Origin of the sequence: Streptosporangium sp. NPDC001681 (assembly GCF_040298085.1) — a bacterium.
Taxonomy (GTDB): Bacteria; Actinomycetota; Actinomycetes; order Streptosporangiales; family Streptosporangiaceae; genus Streptosporangium.
Genome location: NZ_JBEOZN010000158.1, coordinates 1 through 21,044, shown reverse-complemented (window position 1 = coordinate 21,044; position 21,044 = coordinate 1). Strand labels below are relative to the sequence as shown.

Annotated in this window: 19 protein-coding genes; 11 read left to right on the top strand and 8 right to left on the bottom strand. The window is 72.9% G+C overall.

Annotation, left to right across the window (positions count from 1 at the left end; genetic code table 11):
• Positions 1-61: 61 nt before the first annotated feature.
• The 3 genes from ABT130_RS41645 to ABT130_RS41635 all read right to left on the bottom strand — a co-directional run bounded on the left by ABT130_RS41645 (position 62) and on the right by ABT130_RS41635 (position 2,415).
• Entirely contained in the window at positions 62-574 is a 513-nt protein-coding gene (locus ABT130_RS41645) for a hypothetical protein (protein WP_350965247.1), read from the bottom strand.
• A gap of 322 nt (positions 575-896) precedes the next feature.
• Positions 897-1,505 (bottom strand): TetR/AcrR family transcriptional regulator, encoded by a 609-nt coding sequence (locus tag ABT130_RS41640; RefSeq protein WP_350923781.1) that lies wholly within the window; start codon positions 1,503-1,505, stop codon positions 897-899.
• A 94-nt stretch (positions 1,506-1,599) separates the two neighbouring features.
• On the bottom strand, positions 1,600-2,415 hold the full coding sequence (locus ABT130_RS41635) for an SAM-dependent methyltransferase (protein ID WP_350965245.1): 816 nt from the start codon (positions 2,413-2,415) through the stop codon (positions 1,600-1,602).
• Positions 2,416-2,724: 309 nt separating this feature from the next.
• Here ABT130_RS41635 and ABT130_RS41630 point away from each other — a divergent pair, with 309 nt between their 5' ends.
• Positions 2,725-3,555 (top strand): Sco1979 family transcriptional regulator, encoded by an 831-nt coding sequence (locus ABT130_RS41630; protein ID WP_502992245.1) that lies wholly within the window; start codon positions 2,725-2,727, stop codon positions 3,553-3,555.
• A 20-nt stretch (positions 3,556-3,575) separates the two neighbouring features.
• Here ABT130_RS41630 and ABT130_RS41625 read toward each other — a convergent pair whose 3' ends face one another.
• Complete coding sequence (locus ABT130_RS41625) at positions 3,576-4,583, bottom strand: zinc-dependent alcohol dehydrogenase family protein (RefSeq protein WP_350923786.1); 1,008 nt, start codon at positions 4,581-4,583, stop codon at positions 3,576-3,578.
• A gap of 11 nt (positions 4,584-4,594) precedes the next feature.
• A complete protein-coding gene (locus ABT130_RS41620; RefSeq protein WP_350965241.1) occupies positions 4,595-5,269 on the bottom strand; it encodes a pyridoxamine 5'-phosphate oxidase family protein in 675 nt (224 codons plus the stop codon).
• 295 nt (positions 5,270-5,564) lie between these two features.
• On the opposite strand from ABT130_RS41620, the gene ABT130_RS41615 reads away from it, so the two are divergent.
• The 3 genes from ABT130_RS41615 to ABT130_RS41605 are packed head-to-tail and all read left to right on the top strand — an operon-like array spanning position 5,565 to position 8,767.
• The gene (locus ABT130_RS41615; protein ID WP_350923791.1) at positions 5,565-6,950 is read left to right on the top strand and encodes a cytochrome ubiquinol oxidase subunit I; all 1,386 of its coding nucleotides are present in this window, start codon (positions 5,565-5,567) and stop codon (positions 6,948-6,950) included.
• 21 nt (positions 6,951-6,971) lie between these two features.
• The gene (gene cydB / locus ABT130_RS41610) at positions 6,972-7,967 is read left to right on the top strand and encodes a cytochrome d ubiquinol oxidase subunit II (RefSeq protein WP_350923793.1); all 996 of its coding nucleotides are present in this window, start codon (positions 6,972-6,974) and stop codon (positions 7,965-7,967) included.
• A 32-nt stretch (positions 7,968-7,999) separates the two neighbouring features.
• Positions 8,000-8,767: a sugar phosphate isomerase/epimerase family protein gene (locus ABT130_RS41605; protein WP_350965239.1), complete on the top strand. Its 768-nt coding sequence runs from the start codon at positions 8,000-8,002 to the stop codon at positions 8,765-8,767.
• Between the two features lie 2 nt (positions 8,768-8,769).
• Here the strand turns inward: ABT130_RS41605 and ABT130_RS41600 are convergent, their stop codons facing one another.
• The 3 genes from ABT130_RS41600 to ABT130_RS41590 form a co-directional block, all read right to left on the bottom strand.
• The gene (locus ABT130_RS41600) at positions 8,770-9,348 is read right to left on the bottom strand and encodes an HAD-IA family hydrolase (RefSeq protein ID WP_350965237.1); all 579 of its coding nucleotides are present in this window, start codon (positions 9,346-9,348) and stop codon (positions 8,770-8,772) included.
• A 127-nt stretch (positions 9,349-9,475) separates the two neighbouring features.
• The gene (locus tag ABT130_RS41595) at positions 9,476-10,030 is read right to left on the bottom strand and encodes a nucleoside/nucleotide kinase family protein (protein WP_350923799.1); all 555 of its coding nucleotides are present in this window, start codon (positions 10,028-10,030) and stop codon (positions 9,476-9,478) included.
• The gene (locus ABT130_RS41590; protein WP_350965235.1) at positions 10,027-10,917 is read right to left on the bottom strand and encodes an alpha/beta fold hydrolase; all 891 of its coding nucleotides are present in this window, start codon (positions 10,915-10,917) and stop codon (positions 10,027-10,029) included. The genes ABT130_RS41595 and ABT130_RS41590 overlap by 4 nt, the downstream gene beginning before the upstream one ends.
• Positions 10,918-11,200: 283 nt before the next feature.
• Here ABT130_RS41590 and ABT130_RS41585 point away from each other — a divergent pair, with 283 nt between their 5' ends.
• The 7 genes from ABT130_RS41585 to ABT130_RS41555 all read left to right on the top strand — a co-directional run.
• Complete coding sequence (locus tag ABT130_RS41585; protein WP_350965233.1) at positions 11,201-11,521, top strand: RICIN domain-containing protein; 321 nt, start codon at positions 11,201-11,203, stop codon at positions 11,519-11,521.
• Positions 11,522-11,674: 153 nt separating this feature from the next.
• On the top strand, positions 11,675-12,295 hold the full coding sequence (locus ABT130_RS41580) for a helix-turn-helix domain-containing protein (protein ID WP_350965231.1): 621 nt from the start codon (positions 11,675-11,677) through the stop codon (positions 12,293-12,295).
• Between the two features lie 46 nt (positions 12,296-12,341).
• Complete coding sequence (locus ABT130_RS41575) at positions 12,342-13,052, top strand: SRPBCC family protein (RefSeq protein WP_350965229.1); 711 nt, start codon at positions 12,342-12,344, stop codon at positions 13,050-13,052.
• A 261-nt stretch (positions 13,053-13,313) separates the two neighbouring features.
• Positions 13,314-14,192, top strand: a complete 879-nt coding sequence (locus ABT130_RS41570) for a DUF4132 domain-containing protein (RefSeq protein WP_350965227.1) — start codon at positions 13,314-13,316, stop codon at positions 14,190-14,192.
• Positions 14,189-19,192: a DNA-binding protein gene (locus ABT130_RS41565; RefSeq protein WP_350965225.1), complete on the top strand. Its 5,004-nt coding sequence runs from the start codon at positions 14,189-14,191 to the stop codon at positions 19,190-19,192. The genes ABT130_RS41570 and ABT130_RS41565 overlap by 4 nt, the downstream gene beginning before the upstream one ends.
• 142 nt (positions 19,193-19,334) lie before the next feature.
• Complete coding sequence (locus tag ABT130_RS41560) at positions 19,335-20,522, top strand: ATP-binding protein (RefSeq protein ID WP_350965223.1); 1,188 nt, start codon at positions 19,335-19,337, stop codon at positions 20,520-20,522.
• Positions 20,519-21,044: DUF5682 family protein (locus tag ABT130_RS41555; RefSeq protein WP_350965221.1), on the top strand; the 526-nt coding region annotated here is incomplete at its 3' end. The genes ABT130_RS41560 and ABT130_RS41555, both read left to right, overlap by 4 nt.

The window sequence follows — 21,044 nt, the reverse complement described above, 5'->3', positions numbered from 1 at the left end:
CCGCCCTTCGGTGACGCTGCGGGCGTCGCGATGGCGGTCGGGCGTGCGGGACCTCGGGGGATCAGGCCGGGAAGTCGCCCGGAGAGACGCCGCGGGTACGGGCGTTGCCTCCCCTGCTGGGGGTGAGGGTGAGGGTCCAGATGGTCGAGCTGGTGGAGGTCGTGACGAACCTCAGCCGGTCGTCGAAGCGCTGGTAGGAGGGGTTGCGGGTGAACCTGCCGCTGGAGGTGCTGAACCTGTAGCCGGAGGTGTAGAAGATGGTGTAGGTGCCGTCCCTGACCACCTTGACGGTGGCGGTGGACCGCGCGCGGACGTAGACGCTGAGCGCCTTGGACTTGCCGCGGACCAGGGTGATGACGGCGTCCGTCCGGTTGCCGTTCTTGACCTTCAGGGTGCCCTGCCCGCGGCTGTAGCGGGAGTAGAGGATCTTTCCGTTACTCGGCCGTGCCGCGGCCTCCGTGACGGAGACCGTGACGGTCTCCGCGGTCGAGGCGGCCGCAGGGGTGGCGGCGGTGTAGCCGATCAGCAAAGCGGATGTGAGGATCGCTCCCGCGAGGGGGCGTAGATTAACCATTGCGCAAATATGGCCAATCCTCGGTGGCAGGTCAAAGTCATTTGTGTCTACTGCGGCTTTTCGGCTGTTTTGCGAAGATATCGGAACCTTCGGCGAACAAGAGAGTGCTTGAGGTGCCCGTACCGCATGCCCTGGCGGTGATCGTGGGGAGGTGAAATCCTGGATCGTTCCAGACGGATGTCGTTTTTCGCGGGTTGCCAGGCGCCTCCTGCGCCGATCCCGTACTCGGGGCGGCCGATGGGAGAGGACGGCCAGGTCACCGGGCCTGTCCTGCCTTCAATGGCTGCTGCCCCGGCAGGCGGGGCCGTAGGGGCCCGCCCGCCTAGGGTGCCTGCCGCTCCCGTGCTTTCCCGGTGGCGCGCCAGGGGGCGAGAACCGCGTCGAGTTCGCGGCGGAGCCAGGTCTCCAGCGGCGCCTCGCGATGGATCGCCCAGGTGACCAGCGCGCCGTTGTAGGTCGACTGCACGGAGCGGGCCAGCTGTGCGAGGTCGGTGGGCAGGAGCTCGCCGGCCTCCGTGGCCCTGACGAGCAGGTCGTGGATCTCCTCACGCATGGCGCGGGCGTGTGCCCGCGCCTGGGCGTGGAACTCGGGGTCGCTGAGATCCTGGTGGAGGACGGCGAGGTGGTTGGAGAAGGCCACGGGGTCGGAGACCGGCCCGGCCAGGTCCGCCAGGTTGTCCAGCAGCGTCTCAAGGATCCCGTTCCGGGGGCCCGCCGCGCGCAGCCGCCGGCGGACGTCCTCGGTGTCGCCCTGGTGAAGGCCCAGCAGCAGCGCGCGCTTGGAACCGAAGCGCTGCACCAGGGTGGCGGGCGAGAGCCCCGCCTCCTTGGCGACGGCCGCCAGGGTGAGCCTGGCGGGACCGACCCGGCTGACGACCCCCGCGACCGCGGCGAAGATCGCCTCGTCGCTGACGGTTCGCGGGCGTGGCATGGATCGATGCTAGCAACGGGGGTGGCCGGCGATCACCTCCGCCCGGAGCCGGACGCCGTTCCAGGCTCCGGGGGAGCCGGGAGCGGTGCCTGGCCTACGGCTTGCGGCCGACGGCGCCATACTGGGCGATCCGGGTGGGCTCGCCGCCGACGCCGGCCAGCTCGGAACGCCAGAGCGAGCACGAGACCAGGCCGGGTTCGAGCAGTTCCAGGCCGTCGAGGAAGGCGGCGATCTCCTGGCCGTTGCGGGCGACGATCGGGGGCTTGGCGTGCTCGTTCCAGAAACGCATCGCCTCGACGTTGCCCTCGCCGCCGAGTTCCAGGGTCGGGTGGGTGAGCACCAGATGGCTGCCGGAGGGCACGGCGTCCATGAGCCGGCGCACCACCGACCGGGCCTCCGCGGTGTCGAGGACGAAGTTCAGGATGCCCAGGAGCATGACCGCCACCGGACGGCCGAAATCCAGTGTCTTCGCCGCGGCCCGCAGTATCGTCTCGGGGTCGCGGGCGTCGGCGTCGACGTAGTCGGTGGCGCCCTCCGGCGTGCCGGACAGCAGCGCGCGGGCGTGCACGAGTACGAGGGGGTCGTTGTCGACGTACACGACGCGCGCCCGCGGGTTCACCCGCTGCGCCACCTGGTGGGTGTTGTCCACGGTGGGCAGCCCGGTGCCGATGTCGAGGAACTGCCGGATCCCCACCTCGCCGGTCAGGTGGCGGACCACCCGTCCCAGGAACGCCCGGTCGGCGCGGGCCACATGGACGATGTTCGGGAACATCGCGAAAACACGGTCACCGACCTCCCGGTCGGCGGAATAGTGGTCCTTGCCGCCCAGCCAGTAGTTCCAGACTCTGGCGTTGTGGGCGACATGCGGGTTGAGCTCGTTGGATCCGGAGGGGGGTCGCTCGCCGTCCACGCGTTCTCCTTGGGGTCGGATCGGGGCCGGGCCGGTTTCCGGGAGCCGTAAGGACCCGGCGGGCGCTCCGGCCGGCTGCCCCGCCGGATCGCCGAGGCTGCCACGATCTTGCCATTACGTGTGGAGATGGTACGAATTTCTCGCGGAGAGTCCTCGTCCCACTGCGAAAAGCAACCTCGGCGTGAAAGTCTTGAAGAGTCACGGATCAAGCGGCTGCGATTCAGAGGAGCAGATTTGCGCATTGTTCGGGCGGTAAATGCGCAGACCGATGGTCACAGCCCGGATCACCGGCAGGCCGGGCCCACCGTGGTGCGCATGCTGGTGGGCGCGCAGTTGCGGCGGCTGCGCGAGGCCGGTCACATCACACGTGAGGAGGCCGGGGAGGCGATCCGCGGGTCGCACTCCAAGATCAGTCGCCTGGAGCTGGGGCGGACCGGTTTCAAGCAGCGCGACGTGGCCGATCTCCTCACCCTCTACGGGGTCGTCGACGACGACGAACGCGCCCCGCTGCTCGCCCTGGCCGCGGAGGCCAACAGGCCCGGCTGGTGGCAGGCCTACGGTGACGTGGTTCCCGCCTGGTTCGACGCCTATCTCGGGCTGGAGCAGGCCGCGTCCCTCATCCGCGCCTACGACGTCCAGTCCGTCCCGGAGTTGTTGCAGACCGAGGACTACGCCCGTGCTCTCATCCGGTCCGCCTGCGCCGATGCCTCCACCTCCGAGATCGAGCGCCGCGTCGCCCTGCGCATGGAACGCCGGCGACTCCTGTGGCGTCCAGAGCCCCCCACGCTCTGGGCGATCGTCGACGAGGCGGCGCTGCGCCGCCCCGTCGGAGGCCCCGAGGTGCTGCGCGCCCAGCTCAGGCACCTCATGGAGATCGTCGAGCTCGGCCATGTCACGTTCCAGGTCATGCCTTTCAGCGTCGGAGCCGCCGCCGCGGTGACCGGCCCCGCCACCATCCTGCGCTTCCCCGAGGGGCAACTGCCCGATGTGGTCTACCTCGAACAGCTCACCGGCGCCCTCTACCTGGACAAGGCCGCCGACGTCGAGCGTTACTGGCACATCTTGAACCGCCTGGGCATCGAGGCCGAGCAGCCGGCCGGGACGGCGGCCATCCTGCACCGCGTCCTCAGGAAGGTCTGAGCTCCTTTGGCCGGAACCGGTCAGGGGGAGGAGATCGTCAGGACGGCGGCGCCCTCGACCCGGTCGGCGGCCAGGTCGGCCAGGGCCCGGTCGGCCTCGGCCAGGGGGTAGGGCACCGTGGTCACCTGGGGCGGGTGGGCCATGGCGAGTTCCAGGTAGGCCCGGCCGTCGGCCCGGGTGTTGGCGGTGACGCTGCGCAGGGTGCGCTCCTGGAACAGGTGGCGCTGGTAGGTCAGAGGCGGGATGTCGCTGAGATGGATGCCCGCCACCGCGAGGGTGCCGCCCCGGTCCAGCGCGGCCAGCGCGACCGGTACCAGCTCGCCCACCGGGGCGAACAGGATCGCCGAGTCCAGCGGCTCGGGCGGGGCGTCCGCGGCGTCGCCCGCCGAGGCCGCGCCCAGCGTCATGGCCAGTTCCCTGGCTCTGGCCGAGCGGGTCAGCACGTGCACCGTCGCGCCCTGGGCGATGGCGATCTGCGCGGTCAGATGCGCCGAGGCGCCGAAGCCGTAGATGCCCAGGCGCCCGCCGGGAGGAAGGTCACTGCGGAGCAGCGCGCGGTAGCCGATGATCCCGGCGCACAGCAGCGGTGCCAGCTTCTCCGCCGGCGCCTCCGGCGGCAGCGGGTAGGCGAAGTCCTCGGGAACGGTCAGGTATTCGGCGTAGCCGCCGTCGGCGTCCCAGCCGGTGTAGGTCGAGCGGGGACAGAGGTTCTCCGAGCCCCGCAGGCAGTAGCGGCAGTGACCGCAGGTCGAGCGGAGCCAGGCCGCGCCCACCCGGGTGCCCGGCGACAGCCGCCCGGCGCCGGGACCGGCGGCCACCACCCGGCCCACGGCCTCGTGGCCGGGTGTGGTCCTCGGACGGCGTGGCCGCAGGTCGCCCTCGGCGAGATGCAGGTCGGTCCGGCAGACCGCGCAGACCTCGACGCGGACCAGCACCTCACCGGGCCCGGGGGAGGGGACCGGGACGCGGACCCGACGCAGGGGACGCGAGAGGATCGGCCCCGGGTGGGCGACGACCCAGGCGTCCATCTCCGCGGGGATCACACGCCGCGCCGGATGCGCCGGCCGCTGACCTCGGCGGCGGTGATCTTCACGTACGGCTCCCGCTCGCCTCCCGCCCACGGCCGGACGCCCAGCGCCGCCAGGGTGGCCCGGTCCTCCTCGGAGGAGACGTGCTGGATCCCGCCGCGCACCAGCACGCTCCAGCCCTCGTGGCAGGCGTCGTCGATCCGGTCGACCTCGAAGGCGACCTTGCACTCGACCCCCTGGACCCCGGTGCGCAGGGGGGCGTCGAGCGGGCCGCCGAAGGCGGTGCGGAAGATCACCGAGTCGCCGAGCAGGGCGTAGTCGACCGGAAGGATCACCGGACCGTCGGCCCCCTCGAAGGCGATCCTGCCCACCCCTCCGGGGGTGATGAGCCGCAGGCACTCGTCCCGGTCGAGCTTCTCCAGCACGGGGCGACCCGTTGCCCGGCCGTGGCCGGGCGGCAGGTCGGTGTACTTGCCGAGCAGCTCCTCGGGCCTGGTGTCCAGGGCGGTGGCCACGCGGTTCACGGTGCCGGTGTTCGGTGAGGCCACGGACTCCTCCAGGTAGGCGAGATAACCGGGATCGATTCCGGCCCGCCTCGCCAGCTCCTCCCGGCTGAGGCCGAGATCCTCGCGTCGTCTGGCGATCCGGCGGCCAAGGTCGCCCGGCGCCGATCTACGTCCGGTCATGGGTTTCTCCCACTGCGAAGATCGATGTCGCCGCGAGTCCGGGGCTCCTCCGGCTCCGCGTCCCCCGATCGGCATCACCTGAGGCCTCCCCCGCAGCCACATACCCCTAACCCACCACCTCACCTGCGGAAACCTCGCCGCCGTCCGTGATCTTCCACAGTGAGGGCCGTAAGTCCCGGATACCGGGACGAGGGGGCGGGACCAAGGTCCTTCCGATCAGGGCCCGGCGGCCCTACGTGGCAAACACCCCTAATCGGAATCCTTGCGGAGATATCACTCGTGAGACGGAGCATTGATGGACGTCTTGGATCTGTCGCGCTGGCAGTTCGGGATTACGACGGTCTACCACTTCCTGTTCGTGCCGCTGACGATCGGTCTGTCGGTACTCGTCGCGGGATTCCAGACCGCCTGGCACCGTACGGGCAATCCCACCTATCTGCGGATGACGAAGTTCTGGGGCCGCCTGTTTCTGATCAACTTTGCGATGGGGGTGGTCACCGGCATCGTGCAGGAGTTCCAGTTCGGGATGAACTGGAGTGACTACTCCCGCTTCGTCGGTGACGTGTTCGGCGCGCCGCTGGCGATGGAGGGACTGATGGCCTTCTTCCTGGAGTCCACCTTCCTCGGACTGTGGATCTTCGGTTGGGAGAGGCTGTCGCCCAGGGTCCACCTGGCCACGATCTGGATCGCCGCGATCGGCACCAACCTGTCGGCCTACTTCATCCTCGCCGCCAACTCCTGGATGCAGCACCCGGTCGGCTACCGCCTCAACCCGCAGACCGGCCGCGCGGAGCTCACCGACATCTGGGCGGTGCTCACCAACTCCACCACCCTGGTCACCTTCCCGCACGTGCTGTTCGGCGCGTTCATCGCCGCCGGGACGTTCGTCGCCGGGGTGAGCGCCTGGCAGCTGCTCAGAAAGAGGCATGTGGAGCTCTTCCGCACCTCGGCGCGGGTGGCCATGGCCGTCACCCTGGTCGCCTCGGTCGGGGTGGCCGCCTCCGGGCACTGGCAGGCGCAGATCATGACCGAGCAGCAGCCGATGAAGATGGCCGCCGCCGAGGCGCTGTGGGAGGACGAGACCTCCGCCGGCTTCTCGCTGTTCGCCGTCGGCGATGTCGAAAACGGTCGAAACCACATCAACCTGCAGATCCCCTACGGGCTCAGCCTGCTGTCCACCAACACGCTGGACGGCCGGGTGGAGGGCATCAACGACATCCAGGCCCGCTACGAGGCCATCTACGGCCCCGGTGACTACCGGCCGGTGGTCGGTCTCGCCTACTGGTCCTTCCGGCTGATGATCGGCTTCGGCGTGCTGGCCGCGCTGCTGGCCCTGGCCGGGCTCTGGCTCACCCGGCGCCGCAGACTCCCCGCCGGGCCGTGGTTCCACCGGATCGCCATCGCCGGCATCGCGCTGCCCTTCCTGGCCAACTCGCTGGGATGGATCTTCACCGAGATGGGCCGCCAGCCCTGGACCGTCTTCGGGCTGATGCGTACCGCGGCCGCCGTCTCACCGGGCGTCGACGTCACCGAGGTCGCGATCACCCTGGTCGGCTTCACCCTTCTCTACGCGGTGCTCGCGGCGATCGAAGTCCGGCTGCTCCTCAAGTTCATCCGCCTCGGCCCCGAGGACGAGACCGAGAAGCCGTCCGAAGACACCACCCCCGCGCTCTCCTACTGAGGCACCCACCAAGGAACCCCCATGGAACTCACCACCGTCTGGTTCGTGCTCATCGCCGTGCTGTGGACCGGCTACTTCGTCCTGGAGGGATTCGACTTCGGCGTCGGTATCCTGCTGCCGCTGCTGGGCAGGGACGAGGCCGACCGCAGGACCGTCCTGGCCACCATCGGGCCGGTCTGGGACGGCAACGAGGTCTGGCTGCTGGTCGCCGGAGGCGCCACGTTCGCCGCCTTCCCCGAGTGGTACGCGACCCTGTTCAGCGGGTTCTACCTGCCGCTGTTCCTCATCCTCGTCGCGCTCATCCTGCGTGGCGTGGCCATCGAGTACCGCAACAAGAGCGAAAGCTCCCGAGGCTGGGACCGCACGCTGTTCATCGGATCGCTGCTCCCCGCCTTCCTGTGGGGCGTGGCCTTCGCCAACATCGTCCGGGGCGTCCCGCTGGACGCCGACCACGAGTACACCGGGACGCTGCTCACCCTGCTCAACCCGTACGCGCTGCTGGGTGGCCTGGCCACGCTCTCGTTGTTCGTGCTGCACGGCGCGCTCTTCCTGACCCTGCGCACCGACGGCGACCTGCGCGCCCGCTCGGCCGTCATGGCGAAGAGGCTCGCCGTGGTCACGCTGGTCGTGGGCGGAGCCTTCTTGGCCGTCACCCAGCTCAGCGGCGGCAGGCCCGCCACCTGGGCGAGCGCCGCGCTGGCCGCCGCCGGGATCGCGGGCGCGCTGCTCGCCACCCTGCGCGGCCGCGACGGCTGGGCCTTCACCGCCAACGCGGTGGCCGTCATCGCCATCACGGTCACCCTCTTCGGTAACCTCTGGCCCGACGTGATGCCCGCGCTGGACCCGGCCAACAGCCTGAACGTCGACAACGCCGCCTCCAGCCCGTACACGCTCACGGTGATGACGTGGGTCGCCGTCATCTTCACCCCGCTGGTCCTCGCCTACCAGGGCTGGACCTACTGGGTCTTCCGCCGCCGCCTGACCCGCACCGACCACGGAGGCGCCCACGCGGCCTAGCGTCTACGATGAATGTTTTCCAAGGGGGCTCGATGCGGTTGGCGTTCAGCACGCTCGGCATGCCGGGGCAGGGCCTCGCGCGGGCCGTCGAGACGGCCGTGGCGTACGGGTGCGCCGGGCTCGAACTCCGCCTCCACCCCGATACCGGGGTCCACGCCGGGCTCTCCCCGGCGCGGCGGGCGGAGGTCCGCGCGGCCGTCGGGGCGGCCCGGCTGGAGATCTCCGCCCTCGCGGGATATGTCGGGATCGCCGTGACCGGCCCGGACGAGCCCGTGGTACGGGAACTTCGTGAGGACCTGGTCCTCGCCGCGGACCTGGGCGCTCCCGCCGTGCGGGTCTTTCCCGGCGGGCAGGACCTCGAGGCGGGGGCGCGGCGGCTGCGCGCGGTCGCGGACCTGTGCGCCGAGTCCGGGGTACGGGTGCTGGTGGAGACCCACGACGCCATGCCGACCGGTGCCGCGGTCGGGCGGCTGCTGGACGCCGCGAGTGTGCCGGAGACCGCGGGCGCGCTGTGGGACGTGCTGCACCCGTGGCGCCACGGCGAGGCGCCCGCCGACACCCTGGCGGCGCTGGGCGATCACCTCGCGTACGTGCAGATCAAGGACGCGGTCTCGGCGACCGACACCACTCCGGTGCCGATGTGGGCGGGCGGGGTTCCCCTCGACGGGTGCGGCGATCTGCTGCGCGGCTTCGGTGGCTGGGTCTGCCTGGAATGGGAACGCACCTGGTACCCGCAGGTGGCGCCGGTGGAGGAGATCCTTCCCGGCGCCCGCGAGTGGGTGACGCGCTTCTCAGCCTGACCTCAGCCCTGGTGCCACGAGGACGGTCGCGCCGGATGGAGGACGGCGTTGATACCGAGCGCCGCCGCGGCGCGGACGTTGACCGCCCGGTCGTCGAGGAAGGTGACGTCACCGGGGACGGCGTCGAGCCGGCGCAGGACCTGCTCGAAGACGGCGGCATCCGGCTTGGCCAGGGCCAGCCGGCAGCTGTAGAAGCGATGGGTGAACGCCGCGGACCACGGCGCGTCGTCGATGGCCGCCGCCAGCGACTCGGGGGCGTTGGACAGCAGGGCGAGCCGGTGGCGCCCGGCGAACCCCTCGATCGCGCGCAGGGTCTCGGGGTTGAGGTGGGACCAGCTCGCGGTGTCGGCCGCGTCGAGCCTGGCCACGAGGGGATCGCCGTCGTCGAGCGTCCGGCCGAGGACCTCGCTCCAGTACGCGTGGGGGGCCTGGCCGAGGTCGTAGGCGTCGCGGTGGCGCCAGTAGCGGTCACCGAAGGTCGCGAGATCCTGGCCGGCGAGCTCCGCCATGACCGCTATCTCGCCGGCGGGCTGTGGCATGGAGATGACCTCGCCGTAGTCAAGCAGCATCCATGTGGTCACGGGCTCTCCTCGTTGTGGGCCGGCACCGGCGTGCCCGGCGCCCCTCCAGCCTGCCCGGTGCGCCGGGGTGGAGAGGCACTTCCGGATCGGAAGTCTCGGATTTCCTGGGCGGTCGCGGTTCGGCGCCTCAGCCGGTGACGATCGTCAGGTCGGCGCGGGCACGGACGTCGTCGCGGATGTGGAAACTCTCCTCCTGGGCCGCCCAGCGCTCCCAGTGCGGGGCGTAGAGATCGCCGTCGCGCCCCAGCGCGCGGTCCTTGCGTACCTCGTCGGCCGCCTCCAGCCAGAGCAGGCCGCTCAGGTACGGCGCGGCGGCCAGCGCGCCGGAGCCGGTGCCGTCGACGACCAGGGTCCCGGCGGCCGGAACCTCGTGCCACTCGGCGTACGCGCCGTCCGCCCAGTCGTAGCGTCGCCATCGTGCGGGCCGGTCCAGGCTCAGCGGCAGCAGGATCCACTCGACCAGCGCGTCGACCCCGCTCAGCAGGCCGTCCCACCCCGGGTAGAGGTCGTCCATCCGTATGACGGAAGCGGGCGGCTCCGCGGCCACGGCGGTGGCGAGGGTGGACTTCCCCGACCCCGACCGCCCCTCGACGGCCAGGACACGGGTGCGTCCCGCTCTGGCGGGGCGGGCGCGCAGCCAGGCGGAGATCCGCGGCGCGTGGCCGTTCACGGCCGGTGTCATCGCGCGTCACCCCGGCCCGGCCGTCCGGCGGGCCGATGAAGCGCGCCAAGGAACTCCGCCAGCGCGGAGGTCGTCTCCGTCGGCCGCTCCAGTGGCGGTAGGTGACCCGTCCGGGGCAGGTCCAGCCGGCGTGCCCCCGCGATGCCGTCGGCCAGCAGGCCGGACACGGCCTGGATCTGCGGCACGTCAGCGAGTCCGTTGACCACCAGCGTGGGCACCCCGATCTCGCCCAGCCGCCCCTTCGCCGGTGGATCGAGCTGCCGTTCGGCGGAGGGCGGGCCGCTCCACAGCCGTTCGAACACGCCGCGGCACATCGCGACGGCCGCCTCCCAGACCGCGGGGTCGAGATCCTCCCGGCCGCGGTCCGGCCCGGCGACCTGCCAGCGGACCTGTGCCTCCGCCATCGCCGCCACGTCCGCGGCGTCGACCGTCTCCGCCTCCCCGGCGCGGTAACGCCGTAGCCGGTCGGCGGGCACGGCACTGTGCACGCGTACCCGTGCCTGCTCCAGCATCTCCGCCGGCCAGGCGTGCCCGGACAGGCCCGAGCAGACCAGTGCGAGCGCGGTCACCCGTCCGGGGGCGGCAAGGGCCGCGTCCAGCGCGTGCGCGCCCCCCATCGAGCAGCCGACGAGGGCTGCCCGCTCCACCCCGAGCGCGTCGAGCACCGCCAGCAGGTCCTCGTGGTGCGCGAACCCGCCGGCCGCGTCGCCGGACTCGCCGTACCCGCGCCAGTCGTAGCGGATCACCCGGTGGCGCGCCGACAGCGCCAGGAACTGGTGCTCCCACATCCGCCGGTCGGCTATTCCCGCGTGCGCGAACAGCACCGCGGGACCGGAGCCCGCCTCGTCGTACGCGAGTTCCACGCCGTCTCGTCGAATCGTCGCCACCCCGGCAACCTACCGAGCGGACGCCGCCCCGGAACGCGTGTTCGCCATCGACGAAGCGCCGCAGGGGCCCGCGCGACGGCCGAGCCATCCGCCGGGTTCGGGCGGGCAGGCTCGCCCGAGGCGGTGTCAACCGCGGGAAAGGCCCGTGGACGGTGCCCCGCGTGGCGGGTGGCTCCGGCCGGCGGCGACCGCCTATGGTGGCGTTGCCCAGGTCAAATGATCATTCAGTGGTCAGGGGCGTTCTCCCCTCGCGGTCGAAAGGTTCGAGATCGAGGAGGGCCTCATGTCCCGCAGACGTACCGTGACCAGGGTGTGCGCCTGGGCGATCACATTTCTCGCCTCCGCGGCGCTGCCCGCCGTCGGAGGCGGGCCCGGGGCGGCAGCCGGCGCCCGCGCCGCGGCGAATGCCGAGAGGCCTCCGCTCCCGGTGAGCGCCGCGGCCGCCAACACCCTGATGCTGACGAACGTGCAGACGGGGAAGTGTCTGACCATCGCGGGCGGGGTGAGCACCGACAACAACGTGACGGCGTTGCAGTACGACTGCGACGCCCACCCCTCGCGTCGCTGGACGCTGAGGCTGGCAGGTCCCGTACGGGAGGGCTGAACGGGCTCCCGTCCCGGCTCGGGTGACTCGGGTGAGAGGGCTCGCGGGAGTCGCCCCGGCCGCTCGCGGGCGAGTGCCCGGATGGTCCTTTCGCGAGGCCGGTCGGCCGTGCCGAAATTGACAGATTAATTTGTCTAATGGTTCCATCGGGGCATGTCCGCGACCGAGATGACGCTCATGGACGAGCCCGACCGCCTGCGCGTGGCGCTCACCCCGATCCGCCGCCGGCTCCTCGACCGCCTGCGCGAGCCCGCCTCGGCGGTCCAGCTCGCGGCCGAGTTCGACCTGCCACGCCAGCGGGTCGGCTATCACATCAAGGTGCTGGAGGAAGCCGGGCTGGTCGAGCTGGTGGAGGAGCGTCCGCGGCGCGGCTTCGTCGAGCGCGTCATGCGCGTCACCGCCAACGCCTTCCTCGTCGACCCCGGCGTGCTCGCCCCGGCCACCGAGGTCGCCGAGACCGCCGAGTTCGACGAGGGGTTCCGTCGCGTCGCCGACAGGTACGCCGCCGAGCATCTCGTCGAGGTGGCCGCAGGCACCGTGCGCGAGGTCACCCGCATGGCGGCCGCCGCCGACCGGCAGGGCGTCCGGCTGCTGACGTTCACCGTCGAGGCGCGGGTGCGCTTCGCCGAGCCCGGCGACGTGCACGACTTCGCCGACATGCTCGCCGAGGCCGTCTCCCAGGTCGCCGCCCGCTTCGACGCCCCCGGAGGGCGGCCCTACCGTCTCGTCGTCGGCGGGCACCCGGCCCCCGGCCCGAGAGGAACCGGTGGCTGATCCTCTCGCCGTGACCAAGGTTCGTTCCCCCCGCTGGAGGTATTCGATGACAGAGAAGCCGTTCTTCGTCGAGGTCACCATCGCCGCTCCGGTCGAGGACGTTTGGGGCGCGCTGCGCGATCCCGAGCGGATCCGGCGCTGGCATGGCTGGCACTTCGACGGCCTCGACAAGGAGATCGAGGTCATCTACCACCAGGATGTCGTCGAGTCGGCGGCCGAACACCGGCTGGAGGTCCAGGGCGGTGACCTGTTCGAGCTGACCGACCTCGGCGGCCGGACGCGCCTGCGGATCACCCGGGGCCCGCGCGGTGGCGACCCGGACTGGGACGCCTACTACGACGACGTCACCGAGGGCTGGATCACCTTCGTCCACCAGCTCGCCTTCGCCTTGGAGCGGCACCCGGGCGCCGACCGGCGCACCGTCTTCCTCTCCGGCGCGGCGGCCACACCGGTGCTTGAGGCCGCCGGTCTCGCAGCCGTGGCCGAGCTGCCCCCCGCGAGCCCGTACGAGCTGCCGGGGCCCACCGGCGAGACGCTGCGCGGTGAGGTCCGGTTCCGCTCGGCCAACCAGGTCGGTCTCACCGTCGAGGGCTGGGGCGACGGCCTGCTGGTCGCGGCCCAGAGCCCGCCCTCGCACGTCAACCCGGGCGGCGCCGCGACGATGGTGCTCACCGCCTACGGCCTCGACGACGCGGCGTTCGCCGATCTGGAGTCTCGCTGGAACGCCTGGTGGGGGCGGAACTTCCGGCCGCTCTAGCGGGTGAACCCCCTGGTGGCGCGCAGACCGTGGTCGTGGCGCGGCCCCTCGCCTCCGGGGCGAATGAGCGGCACCCGGCCCGGACCCCGCCCGGCCGTCTTCGGCATGGGCCGTCCGACGCCGGAGCCGTTCTGGCCCGGACCATGCCCGCCGGGTTACGGGTTTGTCGGTCAGGGGCGTTAGCGTTCCGCGCATCACGGTCGCGGGTGCGGAGATCCCCGCGAACGTCGGCAATCCGTGCGTGGTGAGAGGCGGGATCCCTTGGGCTGGCTGGCGGCGGGCGACGGGTATGAGGTCGCTCTTGTGGAGGGCCGGGTGGCGGCGAGGGCCACCTCCGGCCGTGCGGCGGGACGGCGGCTGAAGTCGCTGCCCAAACAGGTGCGCGAGCATCCCGAGGTCGAACGGCTGCGCCGCCTGGCCGAGTGGCTCGACCGGCACGAGGCCGCCTGCGTGGCGCGGGTGGACGCCTGGATGGTGTCATCCCTGCCCGTTCCCACCGAGCTGGTGGCCCGGGTGTGGCCGGACGAGGCGTGGCGGTCGGTGCTGCGCGACCTGGTGGTGGTCGGCGACGACGAGGTGGGTTTCCTGCGGGACGTCACGGACTCCGGCGAGCTGCGGATCGTGAACCTGGACGGCGAGACCGTCCGGCTGTCCCCGGAGACGGTGACCCTGCCGCATCCGGTGCTGCTGCCGGATCTGGAGGAGCTGAGGGAGTTCGCCGCGGAGCTGGGCGTGACCCAGCGCGTCGAGCAGATCCACCGGGCGACCTGGGACAGGCCGGTCGATCCCGCGGAGCCGGGAAAGCCCGGGGAGAAGGCCGCGGAGGTGAAGGAGTTCGCCGGGGGAAGGTTCGCCTCCCGGTTCGGCCTCGCCGCCCGCGCGACCTCGCTCGGCTACCGCGTTTCCGGTGGCTACGCCACCTGTGTGGTGCGCGACGCGGGGCGGAGCGCCGAGGCCGCCGTCTGGATCGGGGAGCCCTACTGGGACGGCGCGACCGAGACGGGCAACCTGACCTGGCACGACCGGGAGGGCAGGCGGCTGACGTCGCGGGAGGTCGGCCCGGTGGCCTGGTCGGAGGGAATGCGCATGGCCGCGGCGCTGTACGCCGGCCGCGACATCGAGAAGGGAACGAACGCGTGAGCCGTACCACGTCGTCGCCGGGCACCCCGGCGATTCAGCCGTCCGGGGAGCCGGAGCGGGCCGAGGTCACGGGCGCGGCCATGGCCGGGGAGTTGCTGGAGGCCGGGGCGGTCCTGCCGTCCGGCACGAGCGGGGGCGGCGAGCGGGCGGTGCCGCTGACCGCGCGCGCCTACCGGCACCCCGGGCTGGCGGACCGGGTGGTGGTGCGCCTGGTCGCCGAGGAACTGGGCGCCGCGGAGGATGCCGCGGCCCGCTTCCTCGGGCTGGAGCCGGACGGCGAGCCGGTCGTCGTCGGGGTGGGCCTGCGGCGCTCGCTCGGATTCCCCGAGTGGGTGCTCGTGCATCACCCACGGGACGGCCACCACGCGCTCGCCCTGGTGCCGGAGCTGGACCGCGCGGGCAGGCAGGCGAAGTCCAAGCCGAAGGCCGCCCTCGACGCCTACCAGCGGCTCGCCACGCAGCTGGCCGGGGCCGTCCCGCACTTCCTGCCGACGTTCCTCGAACAGGCGGGCCGGGTGTTCCTCTCGGTGGAGAACACCGCCTATGCGGCGCAGCTGTTCACCCAGGCGCGCAGGGCCGAGACCGAACACGGCCTGCCCGTCGACGAGGACCGCCTCGACGCGGTGTTCCTGGAGTTCGCACTCGCGGGAGCCCTGCCGGTCAAGGCACTGTCGGCGTACGCGAAGGAGCTGGCGGGCCGGGTGCCGGCCGACGAGGCGCTGCGCAGGGTCCACCGGTTGTGCGTGCGCCGCACGGCGGCCGGACTGTCGCCGTCCGCGCAGATGGCCACCGAGCTACGCCGCCTGGCCAGGGCCGCCGGGCGCGACGCGGACACCGAGGAGCAGGCGTACCTGGCGGATCTGCTCGGCCTGTCCGCCACCTCCGGGGCGCCGACGGGCTGGTGGAAGACGCATCGCCCAGCCCTGGTGGCCCTCGCCCGGAGGGAGCCCGCGATCCGCGGGACGCTGCTGAACATGATGCCCGCCAACGGCGACGACGAGATGCCCGCCCTCTGGCTGGAGGTGCTGGAGGCGTCGGGCGCCGCCGAGGGTCTGGTGGGAGGCGAGGAGGTACCCGAGCCCGAGCGTCCCGCCGACGGCACAGCGGGCTGGCTCGATCGTTTCCTGGGGGTCTGGAATCCCGGCTGGCGGTCCGGGGCGCGGCTGCCGGGCCTTTACGCGCTGGTCGAGCGTATGGCGGTACGGCTGCGCGCCGAACTCGCCGCGACGGGCGGGGCCGTCCGGTTCAAACCCGACCCCGACCTGCTCGACCTGCTGTTGTCGCTGGAGGTCCCGGCCGCCGATCCCGGTGACGACGCGCTCCTGTCGCTGGAGTCCTGGGCCCGCGAGGAGGAGGGACGCGACCTGCTCGCGCTGGCCGCGGACCCCCGGTTCAGGCCCGCGTTCCACCGCGCGGCCGACAGGTTCTACGACGACACCGACGGACAGCGGGCGGTGCGCCGCCTGACGGCATCGCCCGGCGGCCGGACGATGCTGGCCGACTGGGTGGGCGGGGTCGCCCGGCGCTCGGTCGCCGCCGGCCTGCCGCAGCTGCCCGAAGCGTTCAGGCGGCTGACCTGGCTGCCCGGTGAGGCGCTGGCCCTCGCGGCGGAGGAGGTCGCCGAGGCGGCCCGCGCCGACCTCGCCGCCGAGCTCGCCAGGACGCTGCGCGGCGGGCTCCTCGACGAGCTGGGCTGGCCCGCCTGGGACGAGGCGGTCGCCGCCCTCGTCGATCCGAACAACCTGAACCGGATCGAGGTCGCCGACGCCTGGCCGAACCTGATCGTCTCGGGTCCCTCCCAGGCCAGGGTGATCGGCCCGGAAGGGACCGTGCTCACCCACGACCTGCGCCCCGCCCCGGACGGCACCTGGGGAGATCCCGGCTTCCACCACGTCGACGGCGAGTTCCTCGTCTACTGGCACACCTACGGCGCGGGCGACGAGCTGCGCGGATACTGGCACTCCTCGGCGGGCACGATCCTGACGCTGGAGGGGACGGACAACAGGTGGATGCTGGGCGCCGACACGATCACCCTGCCGCTGCCCGGCGGCGGGAGGGCCACGGGCGCCGGTGTGCTGTACCCGGGTGACACCGCGGTGCCCCGCAGGCGCCGGCTGATCGGGGACGGGACCTCGTTCTGGACATGGGACGGCGACGTCGAGCACTGGCGCGAGCACGACCCGTCCGGCATGGTGGACGGCAGGCTGAGCATGCCCGGGTTCCTCGCCGACGCGCTGCGCTCGGCACCGGCGGGCAGCACCTTCCACGGAGGCTGGGTGCTGCCCTTCGAAGGAGAGGCGACCCCGGCCGGCATCCCGGTGGGCGGCCTGCTCGGCTGGCGGATGGTCCGGCTGCCCGACGGGTCGCTACGCGGTGAGGACCTGGCCGGTCGCGCCGTCACCCTGCGCGGCGGCCAGGACGGCCCCGGGCGACCGTCGCGCGCGGTGACCTTCCCCGGCGACGACCGGCCGCGTGCCCTCGTCGAGGACTACCGCGAGATCAAGCTGGTCGACCCTGAGGGCGCCGTCGTCACGACGGCCTTCACGGAGAGGGAGCCCGGGCCCTTCGCGGAGGGCACCGTGCTGCTGCCGCCCCCGCGTTACTGGCACCTCATGCGGGCCCGTGACCTGGAGGGCTCACTGGCCCTGCGCGGGATCGACAGGGAGACGGCGGCGGCCCTGCTGAAGGCCGCGACTTCCCTCGACTCCGCGCGCGACTCCGCGCGGCTCGCGAACCCCGCCCAGCCGGGGCAGGCGCCGCCGCCCGTGCGCTCCGCGCGGGAGGAACTGCGCGAGCTGGTCCGCACACTGCTGCCGCGGCTCACCCACGACGCACTGGTCTCCGGGGTCGCCGGAGTGGTGGCGTTCGCCGCCGCCCAGCAGGCGACCCTGGACGCGGCGTCGGCCAGGCTCGCCGGTGCCCTCGCGGGCGAACAGGCGGAGCAGGAGCCGGACGGCCCCGATGACCAATCGCTCATCGAGGCGCTCAACGGCCTCGGTGTATCGGGCAACTTCTGGTCGCGGCGCGTGCTGTCTCGCGGGGTCCTCCGGCAGCTCCGGACGATCGGCCAGGAGAAGCAGGACCCCTCAGGCCCGATCGTCCGCCTCCATCTGGACGGCCCGGCGCTCGCGCAGTCCCTGCTGAGCTGGGAGCCGCTGCTCGACCGTTCGGCCGCGATCGCCTACCGGGCGGCGTCGGCGTTCGAACCCGAGCAGGCGGAGGCGCTGCGGAGGCTGCTCTTCGAGCTCGACGAGCTCGGACTGGCCTCCGCGGCCGAGCCCGCCTCGTGGCGCCGCCTCGTGGCGCACCTGGAGCACGGCTGGCTCGACGGTGCCCGGGACAAGTGGTCCGACAGCTACTGGCGCGGGGTGCTCCCGCTGGAGAAAGGCGCCTTCATCGCCTTCCTGGAGGCCGTCCCGGAGGACGACGGCTGCAGTTTCACGGCACTCTTCCACGACCCCGCCGGTCGCTTCGACGTCCCCCACCCCTACACCGTGCGCTCCCTGGGCCCGGTCGGCGAGGTCAGGCACGCGGGCTGGCTCGGGGAGTTCCTCGGGGAACTCGCCGGACGCGGTCCCGCGCCCTGGCGGCCGGAGGGTGCCGAGGAGTTCGCACGGCTCACCGGGGTCACCGCGACGACGGCCAGGCTGGTCGTCGCCGGGCTGCCGTACGTGGACACCTACCAGCGCAACTTCCTGCCCTCCGACGTGCGGACCGCGCTCGGCCTGAAGGCGGCTGAGGCCGCCGTCGCCAAGGACGAGCTGCACCGGCTGGACGACGACGTCCGGCGCGAGGTCGTCGCCGCGCTGCTGCCCGCGAACCCGGCCGCACTGTGGACCGACGGCCCGGACGTGGCCGCCGCCGCACGGGTGTGGAACGACAGGGTGGGACGGCGCGCCGCCGTCCCGGAGTGGCTCCTCGGGGAGGCGATCCGCGCGGTGCGCACCGGATGGGAGCCCGGCCGGGCACTGCCCGCCCTGCTCGACCCGGCCTCGGCACCGGAGCTCAGCACCGACCTGCGCTGGCGGGTGAAGGGCGACCGTGTCTCCCCGGTCGACGGCGCCGGCGCTGGGTTCACCGACTCCACGCTGGTCTCCACGGTCGCGCTGGCCGCGTGGCTGGCCCACCGGCTGCCCTCGGGCGATGCCGTGCGGGCCGCGCTGCCCGCGGCGCTGGCCGCGGTCTCCGACCGGCTGGCGAACCCCGAGCTCCTGCTCGACCTGGGCCGCTACGTCGACCTCCCCGGATTCAGGAAGGTCGCCGGAGCCCCCACCGAGGTCGCCGAGGGCTGGGAACGCTACGGCGCGGTGATCATGGCCACCCATGACGACCAGCCCGCACCAGGCCTGCGCATCGCCCTGCTCGACGCGTCGGGGAGCGATCCCTACCTGCCCGCCCTGCGGGCCCTGACCGGTGACCAGGGGCAGCCGTTCCCGGTCGAGACGGCACTGCGCACCGCCCGCGACCCGCGTTTCGAAGCGCTCCTCGCCGACCCCGGAGACCCCGTGGCGGGGGAGCGCGCGGCCGACGGCACCTGGTGGCCGCAGGATCCCTCCCGTTCGGTGCCCGCGCTGCTCTCCGAGGCCGCGGAGCGGTACGGGCTGGGCCAGGACGCCGCCACGCTCTACCTGGCGCTGCTCGCGATGCCGGACCCCACGGACAAGAACGTCACCCGGTGGACCGGCTGGAAGCCCGCGCGGTTCAAGGCGGCCCGCGCCGAGCTGGCCGCCACCGACCTGGTGGTCGAGGCCGGCCGCGCCCGAGCCGGTCGCTCACTCTTCCTGCCGGGAGCCTGGACGGACCTCAAGGTTCCGACCCTCCCGCTCGAACAGTGGAAGCTCCCCATGTTCGACCTGCTCGGCGCGGAGGGCGCGCCGCTCGGCGTGGCCGTTCCCATCGAACCCGCCGCCGATCTCTACGCCAGGGCATGGCAGCGGGTCCGCGACGGCGACATCCCCCGATTCGAGGAGCTTCGCGTGCGGCGCGGCAGGCGCCGCTGAGGAGGGGCGGGCTCCGCCCCCCCCACGACCCGCTCACCAGGAACCACCGGTTCTCAACGGCCCGATCGGCCGGACCGCGCACGGGCTCGCCCCGCGTGTTCCGGCCGGCCGGGCAGTACGACAGACAGAAGGATCTCTCTCGATGACCATGACCGAACAGACGGTCCCCCCGGCGCCTTCCGGCCGGCAGACGCTGCCGGCCGAGGAACGGCACGCCGCCGAACTCGCCTTCCTCGCCGCCCACGACGACGGCCCCCGGCCCCCTGGCTGGTCGCTGACCCCGCGCGCGGTCGTCACGTTCGTCTGCGGCAGCGAGGGACAGACCCTCGAACTGCCCGGATCCCGGCCGGCGAGCGTGGGCGAAGGCCCCGATTCGCCCGCCCGGCTCGTCATCGCTCCCAAGTTCGTCGGCGAGCGCTCCCTGGTGGAACGCTGCGTGGTGACCCTCGCCGGTGAGCGCGGCCTGCTGCTGGTCGGCGAGCCCGGCACCGCCAAGTCGATGCTCTCCGAGCTTCTCGCGGCCGCCGTCTGCGGCACGAGCGCGCTCACCGTGCAGGGCACCGCGGGCACCACCGAGGACGCCTTCCGCTACGGCTGGAACTACGCCCTGCTCCTGGCCCAGGGGCCGAGCCGCCAGGCGCTGGTCGACTCCCCGGTGCTGTCCGCCATGCGATCCGGGCGGGTCGCCCGGATCGAGGAGATCACCCGCTGCCTGCCGGAGGTGCAGGACGCCCTGGTGTCGATCCTGTCCGACCGTCGCCTCAGCGTGCCCGAACTCGCCGGCACGCCCGACGCGCTGACGCCGGCGGCCCCGGGCTTCACCGTGATCGCCACGGCCAACCTGCGCGACCGGGGGGTCTCGGAGATGTCGGCGGCGCTCAAGCGCCGGTTCAACTTCGAGACGGTCGCCCCCATCGCCGATCCCGCCGCCGAGGCCGCCCTGGTGCGCGGACAGGCCACCGCCGTGGTGCGACGGGCCGGCGCGGCCTTCGGCGTCGACGACGCCGTGCTGGACGCCCTGGTCACCGTCTTCCGGGACCTGCGCTCCGGCCGCTCGGCCGAGGGCTGGGACGTGGAACGGCCGGGAACCGTGATGTCCACCGCCGAGGCGGTGCAGGTGGCGGCCTCCCTCGGGGTGGCGGCGGCCTACCTCCCCGGCGGGGACGTCCTCGACCTGGTGCCCGGTCACCTGCTTGGCGTTGTCCGCAAGGACGACCCGGCCGACCACGCGCGGCTGCTCGGCTACTGGGACGGCCCGGTGCGACGCCGCGCCGAGGACGGTTCCGCGATGTGGCGCCGCCTCTGGGACCTGCGGGAGCACCTGCGTTGACCGGCGATCGGCAGACGAGCGCGCAGGGCACGGGCGCGGGGGACGCGCATGCCCGGGGAACGACAGGTCAGGGCTCCGAGGTCTCGGACCTGGCCCCACGGAAGGGCGGCACCGGGGGGCTGGCCGGTCCCCACCCCCGGGAGGCGGTCGACGCGCTGGCCGGGGCCGCGCGGCCCTACCTGCTCGGCGTGCGCCACCACAGCCCCGCGCTGGCGACGGCGGTTCCGGCGCTGCTCGACGCCGCCGGAGCGGAGGTGGTCTGCGTCGAGTTGCCCGCCGACTTCCAGCCGTGGCTGGTCCACCTGGCGGATCCGGCCACCCTCGCACCGGTCGCCCTCGCCGGGACGGGCGGCGACGGGCGGCTCGGGTTCTACCCGTTCGCCGACTTCTCGCCGGAGCTGGCCGCCATCCGCTGGGCGCGCGAACACGGGGCCGAGGTGCTCTGCTGCGACCTTCCGCTCTCCGACCCCGGCTGGTCGGAGAGCGACCGGGGGGGGGCGGGCCCCCCGCCCCGCCCCCGCG